The 18000-nt window shown below is 66.4% G+C and carries 18 protein-coding genes; 4 read left to right on the plus strand and 14 right to left on the minus strand.

All coding sequences use genetic code 11. The features are described from left to right. Positions 1–140 precede the first annotated feature (140 nt). On the plus strand, positions 141–1754 hold the full coding sequence (locus CLG96_RS05070; RefSeq protein ID WP_207796562.1) for a hypothetical protein: 1614 nt from the start codon (positions 141–143) through the stop codon (positions 1752–1754). Between the two features lie 18 nt (positions 1755–1772). Here the strand turns inward: CLG96_RS05070 and CLG96_RS05075 are convergent, their stop codons facing one another. The 3 genes from CLG96_RS05075 to CLG96_RS05085 are packed head-to-tail and all read right to left on the minus strand — an operon-like array spanning position 1773 to position 3927. After that, a complete protein-coding gene (locus CLG96_RS05075) occupies positions 1773–2519 on the minus strand; it encodes a class I SAM-dependent methyltransferase (RefSeq protein ID WP_107966688.1) in 747 nt (248 codons plus the stop codon). Further along, a complete protein-coding gene (locus tag CLG96_RS05080) occupies positions 2520–3500 on the minus strand; it encodes a glycosyltransferase family 2 protein (RefSeq protein ID WP_107966689.1) in 981 nt (326 codons plus the stop codon). Between the two features lie 7 nt (positions 3501–3507). Then, positions 3508–3927: a GtrA family protein gene (locus CLG96_RS05085; RefSeq protein ID WP_243395614.1), complete on the minus strand. Its 420-nt coding sequence runs from the start codon at positions 3925–3927 to the stop codon at positions 3508–3510. Positions 3928–3998: 71 nt separating this feature from the next. Here CLG96_RS05085 and CLG96_RS05090 point away from each other — a divergent pair, with 71 nt between their 5' ends. Then, positions 3999–5771 carry an AcrB/AcrD/AcrF family protein gene (locus tag CLG96_RS05090; RefSeq protein WP_243395615.1) on the plus strand — a complete coding sequence of 591 codons (1773 nt, stop codon included), beginning with the start codon at positions 3999–4001 and terminating at the stop codon, positions 5769–5771. A 70-nt stretch (positions 5772–5841) separates the two neighbouring features. Here the strand turns inward: CLG96_RS05090 and CLG96_RS05095 are convergent, their stop codons facing one another. The 11 genes from CLG96_RS05095 to gluQRS all read right to left on the minus strand — a co-directional run bounded on the left by CLG96_RS05095 (position 5842) and on the right by gluQRS (position 14517). Further along, positions 5842–6480 carry a MarC family protein gene (locus tag CLG96_RS05095; protein WP_107966692.1) on the minus strand — a complete coding sequence of 213 codons (639 nt, stop codon included), beginning with the start codon at positions 6478–6480 and terminating at the stop codon, positions 5842–5844. Further along, entirely contained in the window at positions 6477–7364 is an 888-nt protein-coding gene (gene folD, locus CLG96_RS05100) for a bifunctional methylenetetrahydrofolate dehydrogenase/methenyltetrahydrofolate cyclohydrolase FolD (protein ID WP_107966693.1), read from the minus strand. The genes CLG96_RS05095 and folD overlap by 4 nt, the downstream gene beginning before the upstream one ends. Before the next feature lie 8 nt (positions 7365–7372). Continuing rightward, positions 7373–7663, minus strand: a complete 291-nt coding sequence (locus tag CLG96_RS05105) for a YggT family protein (RefSeq protein WP_107966694.1) — start codon at positions 7661–7663, stop codon at positions 7373–7375. A gap of 126 nt (positions 7664–7789) precedes the next feature. After that, positions 7790–8659 carry an acetylglutamate kinase gene (argB, locus tag CLG96_RS05110; RefSeq protein ID WP_107966861.1) on the minus strand — a complete coding sequence of 290 codons (870 nt, stop codon included), beginning with the start codon at positions 8657–8659 and terminating at the stop codon, positions 7790–7792. 111 nt (positions 8660–8770) lie between these two features. Continuing rightward, positions 8771–9418 (minus strand): queuosine precursor transporter, encoded by a 648-nt coding sequence (locus CLG96_RS05115; RefSeq protein WP_107966695.1) that lies wholly within the window; start codon positions 9416–9418, stop codon positions 8771–8773. Positions 9419–9556: 138 nt separating this feature from the next. Continuing rightward, positions 9557–10426: a 3-hydroxybutyryl-CoA dehydrogenase gene (locus tag CLG96_RS05120; RefSeq protein ID WP_107966696.1), complete on the minus strand. Its 870-nt coding sequence runs from the start codon at positions 10424–10426 to the stop codon at positions 9557–9559. Between the two features lie 61 nt (positions 10427–10487). Next, a complete protein-coding gene (egtD, locus tag CLG96_RS05125; protein ID WP_107966697.1) occupies positions 10488–11462 on the minus strand; it encodes an L-histidine N(alpha)-methyltransferase in 975 nt (324 codons plus the stop codon). A 2-nt stretch (positions 11463–11464) separates the two neighbouring features. Next, positions 11465–12736 (minus strand): ergothioneine biosynthesis protein EgtB, encoded by a 1272-nt coding sequence (gene egtB / locus CLG96_RS05130; protein ID WP_107966698.1) that lies wholly within the window; start codon positions 12734–12736, stop codon positions 11465–11467. A gap of 96 nt (positions 12737–12832) precedes the next feature. Further along, the gene (locus CLG96_RS05135) at positions 12833–13402 is read right to left on the minus strand and encodes a cob(I)yrinic acid a,c-diamide adenosyltransferase (RefSeq protein WP_107966699.1); all 570 of its coding nucleotides are present in this window, start codon (positions 13400–13402) and stop codon (positions 12833–12835) included. 5 nt (positions 13403–13407) lie between these two features. Next, entirely contained in the window at positions 13408–13635 is a 228-nt protein-coding gene (locus tag CLG96_RS05140) for an HIG1 domain-containing protein (RefSeq protein WP_107966700.1), read from the minus strand. 9 nt (positions 13636–13644) lie between these two features. Beyond that, complete coding sequence (gluQRS, locus tag CLG96_RS05145; protein WP_107966701.1) at positions 13645–14517, minus strand: tRNA glutamyl-Q(34) synthetase GluQRS; 873 nt, start codon at positions 14515–14517, stop codon at positions 13645–13647. 176 nt (positions 14518–14693) lie between these two features. Between gluQRS and CLG96_RS05150 the strand changes: the two genes are divergently transcribed. Together CLG96_RS05150 and ppc are read left to right on the plus strand one after the other, a co-directional pair. After that, positions 14694–15260: an HNH endonuclease gene (locus CLG96_RS05150; protein WP_107966702.1), complete on the plus strand. Its 567-nt coding sequence runs from the start codon at positions 14694–14696 to the stop codon at positions 15258–15260. Positions 15261–15291: 31 nt separating this feature from the next. Next, the gene (gene ppc, locus CLG96_RS05155; protein ID WP_107966703.1) at positions 15292–17967 is read left to right on the plus strand and encodes a phosphoenolpyruvate carboxylase; all 2676 of its coding nucleotides are present in this window, start codon (positions 15292–15294) and stop codon (positions 17965–17967) included. Positions 17968–18000: the final 33 nt, after the last annotated feature.

Consider the following 18000-nt stretch of genomic DNA (forward strand, 5'->3'; position numbering starts at 1 on the left):
GAAGCCCGCGCCCGCGACAATGAACAGATGCCGTCCAACCCACTGTCCGAACGGCCGAGCCCCCGCTATCGACGCAGCATCGCGATCGCCTTCATCAATCCGCTTGTCGCGGATGCCCGGCGCGCCATAAGGGGGCTCGGATGTTCCGACCAAATCTCCCCCCGGTGGAAACGCCGTCCGGCTGGTGGAACAGCCGTATCTTCCTCGCCCTTCTGGTGCTGGCGGCGGCGATTCCGCTCCTTCGCCCCGATATCGCGCCCGTCACCGATCTGATGGGCCATATGGGCCGCTATCGGGTCGAGATATCCGATCCGGATTCGCAGCTTCGCAACCTCTATTATGATTTCCGCTGGGCGCTGATCGCCAATCTCGGCGTCGATCTGCTGATCCTGCCGATGGCCAAGATCTTCGGGCTCGAGCTCGGCGTGAAGCTGATCGTGATGGCGATCCCGATGCTCACCGTATCGGGCATGCTGCTGATCGCGCGCGAGGTGCATGGCCGTGTGCCGCCCGTCGCCTTCTTCGCCTTGCCGCTGGCCTATAGCTACACCTTCCAGTGGGGCTTCGTGAATTTCCTGCTGTCCATGGCGCTGGCCTTCAATGCCTGGGCGCTGTGGCTGCGGCTCGGCCGCACGGGGCGGCTCCGGCTCCGGGCGGGGCTATTCGTCGCGATCGGCATCATCCTCTATATCGCCCATGTCTTCGGCTGGGCGGTGCTCTGCCTGCTCGCCTTCGCGTCGGAAGTGGTGCGTTTCCGCGATCGGGGCCGGGGCTTCATCGCCAGCATCTGGTATGGCGGCTGGGCCTGTCTGCCGCTCGCGCCGCCTTTGTTGCTGATGGCCCTGTGGCGCAGCGGCGATGCCAAGGGCGGCAACGCTGACTGGTTCTACTGGCGCGCCAAATATGTCTACATGCTCTCGGCGCTGCGCAATCATGTGCGCTGGTTCGATATCGCTTCGATCAGCCTGCTCTGGGCGCTGATCGCGCTCGGCCTCACCCGGCTCGGCTTGCTGATGAACCGCACGCTCGGCATCGCCGCGCTGCTGCTTGGTATCGCCTATCTGCTGCTGCCGCGCGTGCTGATCGGATCGGCCTATGCCGATATGCGCCTTGCCCCTTATGTCGTGATGGTGGCGGTGATCGGCCTGTCGCTGCGCACGCCGTCCCGGTTGGTGGCGCAGATCGTCGCGGTCCTGGGCATCGCCTTCTTCGCCGCGCGGCTTACCGTCTCGACGATCCATTATGCCGAGATCGATCGGCTCCATACTGATCAGCTGCGCGCGATCGATCATATGAAGGAAGGCGCGCGCGTATTCGCGATGGTCGAGCTGCGCTGCCTTGGCCTGTGGGATTCGTCGCGGATGGAGCATCTCGGCGCGATGGTGATCGTGCGCCGCCGGGGCTTTGTGAACGGCCAGTGGACCGCGGCCGGCGCGCAGCTCATCACGATCAAATATGCGCCCGCCAAGGGCTATGCCGAGGATCCGACGCAGATATTGCGCCCCGGCCGCTGCCGCCAGCGCGGCGCCAAACGTTATCCCGAAGGGCTCTACACCCTGCCGCCGGGCGCCTTCGACTATGTCTGGCTGATCGATATGCCGCGCAGCAAATGGCGCGCCTTCCCCGGCCTCACGCCGATCTGGAACGGCGGCGCGCGCGGGTTGCTCTACAGGGTCGATCCGCCGCGCGAGAAGGCGCCGGCACGGCCCTGGTCCGGGCCGGTCGCGGTCAATGTCGAACGGGAGACAGGCTGAACGTCGGCCTCCGCCGGTTCAGGCCGCGCGCGGCTCTTCCACCGGCACCGCGACTGCCGCCAGCGATATGCCGAAGGGCAGGTAGGCGCGCGTCACCATATGCCGTTCTGCGCCGAACAGCCGCGCGAGCAGTGCATTGACCGGCGCGGGCGGGGTCGCATCGTCGCCGCCTTCGCGCCCGGTGAGCTTGCCGATCCCGCGCACCGCCACGATCAGCGGGAAGAGCAGGCTGTTGAAATGGCTCCGATGGCTGATCCGGAAACCGGCGTTTGCAAAGACGTCGGTCAGCGTGCGTTCGGTGTAGCGCCGCTGATGATGATGCGCCACGTCATGCGCGCTCCACAGCCAGGGGGCGGCAGGCACGGTGACGATGATCCGCCCGCCCGGTGCCAGCTTGGCCTTGAGCGCGACCAGCGCCTCGCGGTCCGCCGGAATATGTTCCAGCACGTCGAACAGCACGATCAGGTCGTAATATCCGTCCTCCAGCGCCACGCCGTCGGGCAGATAGCCACCCTTGATGGCGAGGCCCGTGCGCTGCGCGGCGAAGGCGCGCGCATGGTCGTCCGGCTCGATCGCATCCACCTGCCCGAATTGCTGCAGCATGGCGATGTTCGATCCGGTGCCGCAGCCTACTTCCAATATCTTGAGCGGCCGTTCCGCCGGACGATGCTTGCGCAGCAGCTCCGTCACAATCCTGCGCCGGCCGACGAACCACCAATGATCCCGATCGATCTCGGCCATCCGGTCGTAAACGGCGCGGTCCATTCATTGCCTCTCCGAATGCGCATCGCCCATGCCGATGCGCTCACGCACTACATAGATGGGTCTGTGTTTCGTCTCGACCAATATTCTTCCGACATATTCGCCGAGTATGCCGAGCGACAGCAACTGCACCCCGCCGAGGAACAGGGTCGCCACCATGATCGAGGCATAGCCCGGCACGTCGATGCCGCTCACGATGGTGCGGATCGCGAGGAAGCCGGCATAGCCCAGTGCTATGATCGCGATCACCGCGCCCAGATAGCTCCATACCCTGAGCGGCACGGTGGAGGCGGATGTGATCCCGTCGATGGCGAGCGTCCAGAGCTTCCAGTAATTGAACTTGGTTTCGCCCACCATGCGTTCGGCGCGATCATATTCCACCGCCGTCTGGCGGAAGCCGGACCAGGCGAACAACCCCTTCATGAAGCGGTTGCGCTCGGGCATCTTCCTGATGACGTCCACCACCTTGCGGTCGAGCAGGCGGAAATCCCCGGCATGTTCGGGAATCTTGTCCATCGAAAGCCAGTTGTGCGCGCGATAGTAAAGGTCGGCGGTCAGCCTTTTGGGCAGGCTGTCGGTCATCCGGTTGCGCCGGACGCCATAGACCACCTCATATCCTTCGCGCCATTTGGCGAGCATGTCGCCGATCACCTCGGGCGGGTCCTGCAGGTCCACGTCGATCGGCACGACGGTGCGGCCGCGTACATGGTCGAGGCCCGCCGAAAGTGCTGCCTCCTTGCCGAAATTGCGCGAGAGGGAAAGGCCGCGCACGCGGGCATCGCGCGCATTGGCGGCGCAGATGGCGGCGAGCGTTGCATCTTGGCTGCCATCGTCGATGAACAATATCTCCCAGCTCTCGCCGCCGCCATCCGGCGCGCGCAGCGCATCGAGCACGGCCGAAACGCGCGAGACGAAGGGGCCGATCGCGGCCTCCTCATTCTTCACCGGCACGATCAGGGATAAAGTGAGCGACGCCTCTTCCATAGTCTCTTCAATCGAAAACCCAGACACGGTTCAGCCAAAAGACGATCACCGGCGTCACCGTCGCGATCGGGATCAGCGGCAGCAGCGGCGGCAGATGCAGCAGTCCCGTGATCAGCCACACCCACAGGCTGTTCAGCCCGAAGCTCAGCAACGATACCGCCACGAATTTCCCGCCCGTCCGCGCGACATTGTCGCGCCGGCCATGCCCCCGGAAGCTCCATCGACTGTGCAGCACATAGCCCAGCACAACGGCCACCGCATAGCCCGCCACATTGGCGATCAGCGGCGCCACATGCAGCGCCTGCACCATCGCGGCATAAACCAACGCATAGACGCCCGTGACGAAGCCGCCCGTCAGCCCATAGCGGATGAATTGGGCCAGCATCTCGCGCCGTGCGGCGTTGCCGCCGCCGATCATGTCCGCCATCCGTCCAGCCTTCCGCTTGCCCTTTGCGGCGCACGCCCTAAAGCGCGGGCGGGCTTATGGGAATAGCGTGGGTGAAAAGGCTGTTCGACGATCGCCAGGCGACACATTGGCGGCGCTGGCTCCTTCTCTGCTGGGTGGCGGCCGCCATCTGGATGCTCGTCCAGCGCTGGCCGGGCATAATATGGCTCGCGCTGCCCGATACGGACGACAATGTTCGTCTGGCGCAGGTCCGCGCGCTCATCGCCGGGCAGGGCTGGTATGATCTGCGTCAGTACAAGCTCGATCCGCCGCTCGGCGCCAATATCCACTGGTCGCGCTTGGTCGATCTGCCGATCGCGGCGGTGATGCTCATCGTGAAGCCCTTTTTCGGAGGGCTCGTCGCGCAGAAGGCGGCGGTCGCGGCGGCGCCGGTCATGGTGTTCGGCGCCGCGCTCTACGCGCTGGGGCTGGCGGTGCGCCGGTTGGTGGCACCTTGGGCTTTCCTGCTCGCCGCTGCGATCCTCTTCTGCGGCCAGAATGCCATGAACATGTGGATGCCGCTGCGCATCGATCATCATGGCTGGCAGCTCGCGACCTTGATTCTGATGGTCGCCGGATTGGCCGATCCCAAGCCGTTTCGCGGCGGCATCACCGCGGGCCTCGCCACCGCCGCCTCGCTCGCCATCGGGCTGGAGCTCTTGCCCTATCTCGCGCTCGGCGGCGCGATGACGGCCTTATGGTGGGTGGTCGATCGCGGCCAGGCGGATCGGCTGCGGGGCTATGGCATCGCGCTCGGCGCAGGCAGCGCGATCGGCTTCGCGCTCTTCGCTTCCTATGACAATCGCCAGCTCGTCTGCGATGCGCTGTCGCCCGTCTATTTGTCCGCAACGCTCGCCGGCGGCGCGTTGCTCGTCCTCCTGGCCTCGTTCCGGATCGAGGCGCGCGGCCTCCGCCTCGCCGCCGTGCTTGCCGCCGGCGCGCTGCTCGGCCTCGCCTTCGCGCTCGCCTGGCCGCAATGTCTCGGCCGGCCGGAGCGGCTCACGCCCGAGCTGGAACGGCTCTGGTTCGCCAATGTCCGCGAGGCCAAGCCCGTCTACCAGCATGGCTGGCGCCTGACATTGCAGATCGTGGCGCTGCCCGTGGCGGGCGTGATCGGCAGCCTGGTCGCGCTGTGGCGCGCGCGCGCGACCGATCGGCTGATGCCCTGGGCCGCGGTCACGCTGCTCTGCACTCTCTCCGCCGCGCTGCTCCTGTGGCAGACGCGCGCGGCGCCCGCCGCCCAGCTCCTCGCCGTGCCTGGCGCGACCGCGCTCGGCTGGCTGCTCCTGCCCTGGCTGATGCGCCGTTCGATTCCCATCCGCCTGGCCGCCGCCGTCGCTTTGTTCGTGGCGCTTTCGGGCTCGGTCGCGGATCTCGTCGTCCGCGCCATCCCCGCGCAGCCGGCGAGCAAGTCGCGCAGGGTGATCAATCTCGCCAACCGCCGCTGCCCTACCCTGCCCGCGCTCCGGCCGATCGCGCGCATGCCGGCGACGACGATCCTCACCTTCGTCGATTTCGGGCCGCGCCTGATCGCCGTCACGCATCACAGCGCGATCGCCGGCCCCTATCATCGCAACCAGCAGGCGATCCTCGACGTGCAGCACAGCTTCCGCGCCAAATCGCCGGAGGTCGCGCATGAGGTGATGCGCCGCCATGGCGCAACCCTGCTGCTGCTCTGCCCGGGCATGTCCGAATCGACGCTCTATGCCAGCCAGAATCGCGACGGTTTCTACATGCAGCTTCAGCGCGGGCAGGTGCCGGGCTGGCTGGAAGCCGTGCCGCTCCCCGAAAAATCGCCCTTCAAGCTTTGGAAGCGGATCGACTGACCGTTTCCCGTCGCCCCTGCGAAGGCCCCGCCTGCGCTGGGACGATGGAGAAGGTCTTGAGGAGAAGGTCTTAAACCCCGACGCTCGCCTTGATTCCGTCGATCACGAATTGCGCCGCCAGTGCGGCCAGCAGCACGCCCAATATGCGCGTGATCATCGCCTCCAGCTTCTGCCCCAGCACGCGCATGATCGGCCCGGCCGCGAGCAGCGCCATCGCTGTCAGCATCAGCACCGCGGCGAGCGCCGCCAGCACGATCGCGGTCTCCATCGTGCCATTGCTGCGCGAGGTGAGCAGCATGGTGGTCGCGATCGATCCCGGCCCCGCGATCATCGGGATCGCCATGGGGAAGACGGAGATATCTTCTATCTCGCGCTGTTCCTCGCTCGCCTGCTTGCTGATCTTCTCGGCCCGGTCTTCGCGCTTCTGGGTGCGCTTTTCGAACACCATCTCGAGCGCGATCAGGAACAGCATGATGCCGCCCGCCGTGCGGAACGCGTCCAGGCTGATGCCCAGCGCGCCCAGCAGCGCCTCGCCCGCCAGCGCGAAGATCAGCAATATGCCGGTCGCCACGCCCACCGAGCGCAGCGCCATGGCGCGCCGGTGCACCGCCGATCCGCCGCGCGTCAGGCTGGCGAAGATCGGCGCGCAGCCCGGCGGATCGATCACCACGAACAGGGTGACGAAGGCGGAAAGGAATAATGTGATCACAGATCGGCCGGGGCCGCGAATCCGCTGCGTCGATGCGCCGCCACCAGCGTGTTGCGTAACAGCACCGCAATCGTCATCGGTCCCACGCCGCCCGGCACGGGCGTGATCGCGCCCGCCACGGCTTCGGCTTCGGCGAAATCGACATCGCCCACCAGCCGGCTCTTGCCCGCTTCGCCCGCCACCCGGTTGATGCCGACGTCGATCACGGTGGCGCCCGGCTTCAGCCAGTCGCCTTTCACCATTTCCGGCCGGCCGACCGCCGCCACCACGATATCCGCGCGGCGCACCACCCCGGCCAGGTCGCGGGTGCGCGAATGGGCGATGGTCACGGTGCAATTCTCGGCGAGCAGGAGCTGCGCCATCGGCTTGCCGACGATGTTGGATCGGCCGATCACCACCGCCTCCAGCCCCGAAAGATCGCCCAGCCGGTCCTTCAGCAGCATGATGCAGCCGAGCGGGGTGCAGGGCACGAAGCCCGGCTGCCCCACCGCCAGCCGTCCGGCATTGACGACATGGAATCCGTCGACATCCTTGGCGGGCGAGATCGCCGCGATCACCGCCGCCTCGTCCATATGCGGCGGCAGCGGCAGTTGCACGAGTATGCCGTCGACATGCTCGTCGCGATTGAGCGACTCGATCAGGTCGAGCAGCTCCTCCTGGCGTGCCGTGGCGGGCAGGCGATGCTCGATGCTCTCCATCCCCGCCTCGCGGGTCGCCTTGCCCTTGGAGCGTACATAGACGGCGCTCGCCGGATCCTCGCCCACCAGCACGACGGCCAGCCCGGGCGCACGGCCCGCCTTGGCGACGAAGCCGGGCACGGCCGCCGCGATCCGCCTCCTCAGCGAAGCGGCGAAGGCCTTGCCGTCGATGATGTCAGCGCGCATCGACCGCCTCAGTAGAGCGAGGCGATGAGATTGGGCAGGATGATGCTGCGCACGATCTGGATCAGCAGCAGCACGACCAGCGGGGAGAGGTCCAGCGATCCGAAATCGGGCAGGATGCGGCGGATCGGCCGGTAGAGCGGCTCGGTCATCCGGTCGAGTCCCTGGAGGAACTGGCGGACCAAATCATTGTGGACGTTGATCACGTTGAATGCGACCAGCCAGGAAAGCACCGCCTGGATGATGATGATCCACGACAATACCCGCAGCAGCAGGTCGATGATCTGGAACAGGGCGATCATGCAATTCCCTTCTCGACGATGGCGTCAGCCCTAGCCGAAATGGCGGGGGCGGAACAATGGCGGGCTTCCCTGGGGTTCTCTCCGGTCCTTGGGCCGGCTTCGCCCCGCCGGGCGCGGTACAGGAATTTATCCCAGCCGCACGAGCGTGCCCGCGCCCTGCTTGGTGAATATCTCGATCAGCATCGCATGCGGCACCCGCCCGTCCAGGATCACCGCCGCGTCGACGCCGCCTTCCACCGCATGAACGCAGGTTTCCAGCTTCGGGATCATGCCGCCGCTGATCGTTCCGTCCTCGCGCAGCCGGTCGATCTCGGACGGGGTCAGGTCCGTCATCAGCCGCTTCTGCTTGTCGAGCACGCCCGCCACGTCGGTCAGCAGGAACAGCCGTTCCGCGCCCGTCGCGATCGCCAGCGCGCCCGCCATCGTGTCCGCATTGATATTATAGCTCTGGCCGTCGGGCCCTACGCCGATCGGCGCCACCACCGGGATCATGCCCGCCTTGGAAATCGTGTCCAGCACGCGCGTGTCGATATCGTCGGGCTCGCCGACGAAGCCCAGATCGGTTTCGCGCTGCACCTTGGCGGCGGTGACGAGCCGTCCGTCCTTGCCCGAAATGCCCACCGCCCGGCCGCCCGCCTGGCCGATCCAGGAGACGAGCTCCTTGTTGATCGTGCCGCACAGCACCATCTCGGCTACCTTCATCGTCGCCGCGTCGGTCACGCGCAGGCCATCGACGAAGCGGCTTTCGACCCCCATCGTCTTCAGCATCGCGCCGATCTGCGGGCCGCCGCCATGCACCACCACAGGGTTGATGCCCACCGCCTTCAGCAGCACCACATCCTCGGCGAAATCGCGCGCCAGCTCGGGATCGCCCATCGCATGGCCGCCATATTTCACGACGAAGGTGGATCCCGCATAGCGCTGCAGATAGGGCAGCGCCTCGGTGAGCGTTTCGGCCTTGGCGAGCAGGCGGGGATCGGGGGCATGATCGGTCATGCGCCGCGCCATAACCTGTCGCTGCGCATGCTCAAAACCAAACCTGCAGCATTTTTTGCGCGATAATGCCGATATTCCGGCATCAGCCCGCGCGGATTGGCGGGAAAAGCCTCAGCCTGCCCGGTCGAGCCGCCTTCCCAGCGCGACGAACAGATAGATTAGCGGCGGCACCATCACGGCGGACAGCACGACTTTCGACAGGGCTTGGCCGGGCAGTATCTGCATTACCGGTTCGACGCCATAAAAGGCGATGGTGATGAACAGGCCGGTGTCGACGAGCTGCGATATGATGCTCGCCACCAGCGCGCGCAGCCATAAGAGCCGCCCCTCGCTGCGTTTCATCGCGGTGAAGATCGTCACATTCAATATCTGCGAAATGCCATAGGCGATCATGCCGGCCAGCATCATCCGCGCGGACTGGCCGAGAAGCCCCTCGAAGATCGGCTGCTTTTCGGCCCAGAAGGGGGCGGGCGGCAATGCTATCACCAGCCGGATCAGGATCATCGCGGCGACCAGCGGCACGAATCCGAACAGCACCAGCCGGTTCGCCGTGTCGCGTCCGTGCAGTTCGGCGGTGGCACTCGACGTCACCACCAGCACCAGGAAGGCGAAGATCCCGGCCTCGACCGCCAGGGGGCCCAGCGCCACCAGCTTCACCCCCAGCACGCCCGCAATGCACACCAGACCCCCGTAAAGCGTCGCGAACACGAACAGCGAACGGGGGATTCCGCCGATATTGGCGGCCGGGGATGTGGACATGGAATGAGCGACCTTGGCAGAAGCTGAAGGACCGCTCGTATCAAGCGGGCGCGCCCGGCACTAGCGGCAATATAAATCGTTTCTTTGCCGAAACTGGCCTCGGAAAGGTTTCATAAGCCGTAACGCGATGCTGAACTTTCAGCGCGTCGGAACCGGCTCGTCGCCCGAATAATCATAAAATCCCCGCCCCGTCTTCCGCCCGAGCCAACCCGCCTCGACATATTTCACGAGCAGCGGCGCCGGCCGGAACTTCGGATCGCCGGTCGTGTCGAACAGGACGCGCACGATGCTGAGCATCGTGTCGAGCCCGATGAAGTCGGCAAGCTGGAGCGGCCCCATCGGATGGTTGAGTCCGAGCCGGATCCCGGCATCGATGTCCCCTATATTGGCGACGCCCTCGCCCAGCGCGAAGCAGGCCTCGTTGATCAGCGGCGTCAGGATGCGATTGACGATGAAGCCCGGCGCGTCATTGGCATGCACCACCTGCTTGCCCAGCGCCTGGGCAAATCCCTCCACCATCGCCACCGTCGCGTCGGACGTCGCGAGCCCGCGGATCAGCTCGATCAGCCCCATCAGCGGCACCGGATTGAAGAAATGCACCCCCACGAAGCGGGTCGGATCGGGGGCCGCCTGCGCCAGGCGGGTGATGGGGATGGAGGAGGTGTTGGAGGCGAGAACCGCATCCGCCGCCAGCACTTTGCCTACTTGGCCGAAGATCGCGCGCTTCACCTCCTCTCGCTCGGTCGCCGCCTCGATCACCAGCTCGGCAGGCGCAAAGCCGGCGACGTCGCCGATCGGCTCGATGCGGGCGAGCGCCTGCTCACGCGCATCCGGCTCGAGCTTGCCCTTCTCGACGAGCTTGGCGAGCGCCCTGGCAATGCCGTCCTTGCCCTTGGCGGCGACCTCGATCGAGACGTCGGAGAGGAGGACATGATAGCCCGCCTGCGCGCTCACCTGGGCGATGCCCGCCCCCATCTGGCCCGCGCCGATCACCCCCACGCTCTTCATCGCCACTCTCCCCAGCATCCTCTCGGGCTTGTGATAGGGGCGGGCGCGGAAGGCCGCAATGTCAAGGCGCGGCAGGCTCGACGCGCGCTTCCGCGAGGATCAGCGCGAACAGGCCCTGGGCATCGGTCCATTCGGCAAGCGGCGTCCAGCCGCCGGCGGAGAGGAGCAGGCGGGCGCTGCGCGGATCATATTTATGGCTGTTCTCGCTGTGGATCGTCTCGCCCGCCGCCATGGCGAAGCGTCGGCCGGACACGGCGAAGGCGATATCGCGCATCGCCTCCAGATGCATTTCGATCCGTGCTTCGGCGTCGTTCCAGATGGCGCGATGGCGGAAGGCGTCGACGGGAATGTCGCCGCCCAGCTCGCGATTGATCCGGTGCAGCAGGTTCAGGTTGAAGCGGGCGGTGACGCCGGCGGCATCGTCATAGGCCGGGATCAATATCTCCTCGCTCTTCACCCGATCCATACCGATCAGCAGCATCGCGCCTTGTCCCAGCGTTTCGGCCATGGCGCGCAAAAGGTCCACCGCGGCGCGCGGCGCCATATTGCCGATGGTCGATCCGGGAAAGAAGCCGAGCTTGGGCAGCCTTGCGATCGCCCAGGGCAGCGGGATCGCGCGGAGGAAATCGGCCTCGACCGGCAGGATCGGCAGATCCGGAAAGATCCCTGCTAGGACGGCGGAGGAATCGCGCAGGAATTCGCCCGAAATATCGATCGGCACATAGGCGGCCGGCGCCACCGCCGAAAGCAGGTGCGGCGTCTTGGCAGACGAGCCCGAGCCGAATTCGATCACCGCCCGTCCCGCGCCTGTTATCCGGCCCATCTCCCTGCCATGAGCGGCGAGCAGCGCGGTTTCGGTACGTGTCGGATAATATTCGGGAAGCTCGGTGATCGCCTCGAACAGTTCCGAGCCCGCACGATCATAGAGCCAGCGGGCGGGGATCGCGCGGGGCCGGGCGGCGAGGCCGGCGAGCACATCATCCCGAAAGGAGGCGATGTCGGCGCTGCGGGGCGGCCGGGCGAGATCGAGCAGCATCGTCACAGATCCTTCGCCAGACGAAGCCCGCTGAACTGCCAGCGCTGCCAGGGATGGAAGAAGTTGCGGTAGGATGCGCGCGAATGGCCGCGCGGCGTGGCGCAGCTTGCACCCCTCAGCACGCACTGGCCCGACATGAACTTGCCATTATATTCGCCGACCGCGCCTTCCGCCGGCCGGAAGCCGGGATAGGGCAGGAAAGCGCTGCCGGTCCATTGCCACACATCGCCGAACATCTGGCGAAGCCCGGCGCCGGGCGGGGCCGCGCGCGGACGGACGGGGCCTGCCCTGTCGAGCTGGTTGCCCGATGCGGGATCGATCGCGGCGGCGGCGCTCTCCCATTCCGCTTCGGTCGGCAGCCGCGCCCCGGCCCAGCGGGCATAGGCGTCGGCTTCGTAGAAGCTGATATGCGAGACGGCGGCGGCGGGATGGAGCGGGTGCAGCCCGTCGAGCGCAAATCCCTGCCAACCTCCTTCGTCGTCCTGTCGCCAGTAGAGCGGCGCCTCTATCCGCTCATGCTGCCGCCATGCCCAGCCGTCGGACAGCCAATATTCGGGCCGATGATAGCCGCCATCCTCCATGAACATCCGCCATTCGGCATTGGTGACGAGCCGGTCGGCCAGGGCATGGGGATGCAGCAGCACGGCATGGCGCGGGCCTTCGCAATCGAAGCCGAAGCCCTGGCCGTCATGGCCGATCTCCACCACACCCTCCCGCCCTTTGATCCAGCCGAGCGGCGGGGGCAGGGGGGCGGGCTGCGCGCGGGGATGATCCCAGACGGCGGGCGCCAGCGGATTTTCCGCGAACAGCGCCAATATGTCGGTCAGGATCAGCTCCTGATGCTGCTGCTCATGGTGGATGCCGAGCGTCACCAGATCGCGCGCCGGCTCCGCCAGGCCGGGCAGGGCGGCCAGCAGCGCCGAATCGACATGAGCGCGCCAGGCGAGCAGCTCGTCCAGCCCCGGCCGGGTCAGCATCCCGCGCCGGTCGCGCGCGTGGCGGGCGCCTTCGGCCTCATAATAGCTGTTGAAGAGATAGGCGAAGCGCGCGTCATAGGCGCGATAGCCCGGCACATGATCGCGCAGGACGAAGCTTTCGAAGAACCAGCTCGTATGGGCGAGATGCCATTTGGCCGGCGATGCGTCGGGCATCGGCTGGACGGTGGCGTCGGCGTCGGAAAGCGGCGCCACCAGCGCTTCGCTCAAGCCCCGCGTCGCGCGATAGGATTGTTCGAGCCCATCGTGCCCAGCCGTCGGCAGCGCGCGTGCAGCCATGTTCGTTCCTGTCCCGCTAGCCCCCGGCAGCATGTCAAACCGCCGTCCGTGCAGAAGGTTGCACCGGCGATTCGATCGGGTCCGTGGCCGCGCCGCTCAGCGCGTGGCGCCGGGCTTCCAGAGTATGTCGCCGGCGCCGCCCGCATTGAGCAGCCGGGCGAGGACGAACAGATGGTCCGACAGCCGGTTCACATAGGCCAGCGCCTGGGGATTGAGCGATACCGCCTGCGATGCGGCGACCATCGTCCGCTCCGCGCGGCGCACGATCGCGCGGGCGAGATGGAGATAGGCGGAGGCGGGATGGCCGCCGGGCAGGATGAAGCTGGTGAGCGGGCTCAGCCCCTCGTTCATAATGTCGATGTCATGCTCAAGCCGCTCGACCTGACTCGCTATGATGCGCAGCTCCATTTCGGAGGGCGTGAACTGCTCGCCGGGGGTCGCGAGGTCCGCGCCCAGATCGAACAGCTCATTCTGGATTCGCACGACCATCTCGCGCTCGGGCCCCTCGTGCAGATGGAGGAGCGCGAGGCCCAGCGCCGAATTGGCTTCGTCGACATCGCCGATCGCGGCGATGCGCGGATCGGATTTGGCGACGCGCGATCCATCGACCAGCCCCGTCGTGCCGGCGTCACCCGTGCGGGTGTAGATCTTGTTGAGCTTGACCAAGGGGCTCAGCCGGAGCGGGCGAGCAGCAGGAACAGGATCACGAGAATGATCGCGAGCGCCTGAAACTGGATGCGCCGCCACATCATCCGGTTCTGCCGCTGGCCGGAAAGATTGGGGCCGGTGCCGAGCAGGTCCTTCTCGCTCGTCTTCAGGAAGATCACGATGCCGCGTACCAGCGCAACCAGCGCCGCGATGGCGGCGAGGATGATCAGGACGAGGAGGAAGGTCTGCATCCTTCCAATCTAGGCATTGGCGGATGCAAAGCCAATGGGAAGGACCCCGCGGCGAATATCCGCGACGAGCCGCTGCGGATCGACCCCGGCTTCACGCAGCGCGGCAAGCGTCGGCGCGCCGTCGCGTTTGGCGAGGCGGCGACCATCGGGGCCGGTGAGCAGCGGATGATGATGGTAGCGCGGGGTGGACAGGCCGAGCAGCGCCTGGAGCAGGCGATGCACATGGGTGGCCGCGAACAGGTCCCGCCCGCGCACCACGTCGGTCACGCCCTGCGCCGCATCGTCGATGGTCACGGCGAGATGGTAGGAGGTGGGCGCATCCTTGCGCGCGAGGACTACATCGCCATGCGCCTGCGGATCGGCATCGACCGTTCCGGCAAATGCGTCCTGCCAGCGGAGCGGCCCGGCGCGCGCCACGGCCCGGGCCATGTCGATCCGCCAGGCATGAGGTTCCTGCGCGATGCGCCGCTCCTGCTCCTCCTGCGGCAGCATGCGGCAGGTGCCGGGATAGATCGGCCCGTCCGGCCCCTGGGGAGCGGATGCGCTCGCGGCGATTTCGGCAGCAATCGCGGCGCGGGTGCAGAAGCAGGGATAGAGAAGGCCCTGCCGGTGAAGCGCATCCAATGCCTCGTGATAAGCGGGGAGGCGCGTCGACTGGAGAAGGGGCTCGCCATCCCAATCGAGCCCGATCCAGCGTAAATCCTCAAGGATTCCCATGATATGTTCGTGACGGGCGCGGCCAGGATCGATATCTTCGATGCGCAGCAGGAATCGGCCGCCCGCGCCGCGTGCGAGGTCGTAAGCGCTGAGCGCCGAGAAGGCATGGCCGAGATGCAGCCGGCCGGTCGGGCTCGGGGCGAAGCGGGAAACGATGCCGTCCATCAAAACGGGCCTTGACCGCGAGTCGGCGGCCATGCTGTCATGGCCCCGTCACGCTCTTCGGGCAGGGGCGGGATCGACGGAGACGCGGCCGGTTCGGCATCGCGTTCCGAGTGCGACGGGACCGGGCGGTCGATAAGCTGGACGTGGGCTCCGCAAAGCGGAGGCCTTGGTCGTTCATGTATCATCCCGATCTCATCCGACATCCGGACAGTTGCCCGGCGCTGGTGCTCAACGCCGATTATACGCCGCTCAGCTATTATCCGCTCAGCCTGTGGCCATGGCAGACGGCGGTGAAGGCGGTATTCCTCGAACGGGTCGATATCGTCGATCATTATGAGCGTGAGGTGCGAAGCCCCACCCAGACGATCAAGCTCCCTTCGGTGATTGCGCTGCGCCAATATGTCCGTCCTTCGGAATATCCCGCCTTCACCCGTTTCAACCTGTTCCTGCGTGATCGCTTTCAATGCCAATATTGCGGCTCGCCCCATGATCTGACCTTCGATCATGTCATACCGCGGGCGCAGGGCGGGCGCACCACCTGGGAGAATGTGTCCACCGCCTGCGCGCCATGCAACCTCCGCAAGGGCGGACGCACGCCGAAACAGGCCCATATGACGCTGGCGGAAAGGCCGATCCGCCCGACCAGCTGGCAGTTGCAGGAAAATGGCCGCAGCTTCCCGCCCAACTATCTCCACCAGAGCTGGCGCGACTGGCTCTACTGGGATGTCGAATTGGAGGCTTGAGAAATAGGCTGCATTGCCGCACGACGGAATAATGAATCACGTCCCTCCGATCGCCCAGAATCCCGACATTCGCTTCCTCGGTCGCCTGTTGGGTGACGTGATCCGCGCCTATGACGGGGAGGCGCTGTTCCGGCGGATCGAATATATCCGCTCCTCCTCGGTCGACCGGGCGCGGGGCGTGGCGGGCGCGGACGCGATCGATCCGGGCCTCGATGCCCTGTCGCTGGACGATACGCTCGCCTTCACCCGGGGCTTCATGCTCTTCTCGATGCTCGCCAATCTGGCCGAGGATCGGCAGGGCGTCACGGCCGAGCCGGGGGCCGATGTCGCCGCAGCGCTCGAACGGCTGGAGGCGGAGGGGATCGGCCGCGATCAGGCTCTGGCGCTGCTCGATGGCGCCCTGGTCGTTCCCGTGCTGACCGCGCATCCCACCGAGGTGCGCCGCAAGAGCATGATCGATCATCGCAACAAGATCGCGGAGCTGCTCCGCATGAAGGATCTCGGGCGGGAGGAGACGCCCGAAGGCGATCTGATCGATCAGGCGATCCTGCGCCAGATCGCGCTGCTCTGGCAGACGCGCCCCCTGCGCCGCGAGCGGCTTTATGTCGCCGACGAGGTGGAAACGGCGCTGTCCTATATGCGCGATACCTTCCTGCCCGTGCTGCCGGCGCTCTACGCCCGGTGGGAACGCGCGCTCGGGCGGCGGCCCAGAAGCTTTCTGCGTCCCGGCACCTGGATCGGCGGCGATCGGGACGGCAATCCCAATGTCACGGCGGAATCGCTCCGGCTCGCACTTTCGCGCTCCGCCGAGACGGTGCTCGCCCATTATCTCGAGCAGCTTCATGCGCTGGGCGCCGAGCTGTCCATTTCGACCGAACTCGCCGCGATCACGCCGCAGATCGAGGCGCTGGTCGATACCAGCCATGATGACAGCCCAGCGCGCCGCGACGAGCCCTATCGCCGCGCGATCACCGGCATCTATTCGCGGCTTGCCGCGACCTTCCGTTCCGTTACCGGCAAGTCGCCTGCCCGTCCGCCCTCGACCGAGGCCGAGCCCTATTCAGATCCCGCCACCTTCCGACGGGATCTGGTCGCCCTGGCCCGTGGCCTTGCCTCCGCCGGAGGCGGCGCGCTGGCGTCCGGCGGCGCGCTTGGCCGGCTGATTCGCTCGGTCGAGACGTTCGGCTTCCATCTCGCCACGCTCGATCTGCGCCAAAACGCCGATGTGCATGAGCGTGTCGTGGCCGATCTGCTCAAGGTGGCCGGCGTCGAGGCGGATTATCTTTCCCTCGACGAGGAAGCGCGCGTCGCGCTGCTCCGCCGGGAGCTTGGCGGCGCGCGGCTGCTCGCCAGCCCCTATGCGGATTATGCGGAGGAGACGCTGTCCGAGCTCGCCATTGTGCGGGCGGCGGCGGAGGCCCATGCCAAATATGGCAAGGGTTCGATCACCACCTACATCATCTCCAAGGCGGCGACCGTCTCGGACCTGCTCGAGGTCAATATCCTGCTCAAGGAAGCGGGCCTCTATCATCCGGGCGAGCCGCCCCGCGCCGATATCATGGTCGTGCCGCTGTTCGAAACGATCGGCGATCTCGAGAGCGGCCCGGCCGTTATGACCGAATGGTTCGGCTTGCCCGAGGTCGAGGCCGTGGTTTCCGCGCGCGGCTATCAGGAGGTGATGGTCGGCTATTCGGATTCGAACAAGGATGGCGGCTATCTTACCTCCGTCTGGAGCCTGCATCAGGCCAGCCGGGCGCTGGCACCGGTGTTCGAGAAGGCGGGTGCCGCGATGCAGCTGTTCCACGGCCGTGGCGGCGCGGTGGGCCGGGGTGGCGGCTCCTCCTTCGCGGCGATTCTGGCCCAGCCGCCGGGCACGGTGCAGGGCCGCATCCGCATCACCGAACAGGGCGAGGTGATCGCCGCCAAATATGGCACGCGCGAGGGCGCGGCTGCCAATCTGGAGGCCATGGCATCGGCCACGCTGCTCGCGAGCCTGGAAAATGGCAGCATCGGGCGCGCGGATTATGAGCGTTTCGCCGGCGCGATGCAGTCCATTTCCGACGCGGCCTTCGGAAATTATCGCGAGCTGGTCTATGGCACGGAAGGCTTCCGCACCTTTTTCCGCCAGTTCACGCCGATCGCGGAGATTGCCGATCTCAAGATCGGCTCCCGCCCCGCGTCGCGTACCAAATCGGATCGGATCGAGGATCTTCGGGCGATCCCCTGGGTGTTCAGTTGGGCGCAGGCGCGTGTCATGCTGCCCGGCTGGTATGGCGTCGGCCATGCCTTCAAGACGTTCGGCGATCGCACGCTGTTGAAGGAAATGGCGGAATCCTGGCCCTTCTTCCAGGCGACGCTCGCCAATCTGGAGATGGTGCTTGCCAAGTCCGACATGGCGATCGCGGCGCGCTATCTCGCGCTGGTGGAGGATCAGGCGGCAGGCGAGGCGATTTTCGATCGCATCCGCGCCGGCTGGATGGATGCGCATGATTGCCTGCTGGAGATCACCGGCCAGTCGCGCCTGCTGGAGAAGAATCCCACGCTCGACCAATCGGTCCGGCTGCGCCTGCCCTATATCGAGCCGCTCAACCTGCTCCAGATCGAGCTCATCAAGCGCCATCGCGGCGGCGAAAGCGATCCGCGCGTCCGCGAGGGCATTCAGCTTTCGATCAACGCCATTGCGACGGCGCTTCGGAACAGCGGCTAGGCGCCGCGCCGTCGTGGCGCGGAGCCTAGCGGG

It is taken from the genome of Sphingomonas oleivorans, assembly GCF_003050615.1.
GTDB classification, from domain to species: domain Bacteria; phylum Pseudomonadota; class Alphaproteobacteria; order Sphingomonadales; family Sphingomonadaceae; genus Sphingomonas_H; species Sphingomonas_H oleivorans.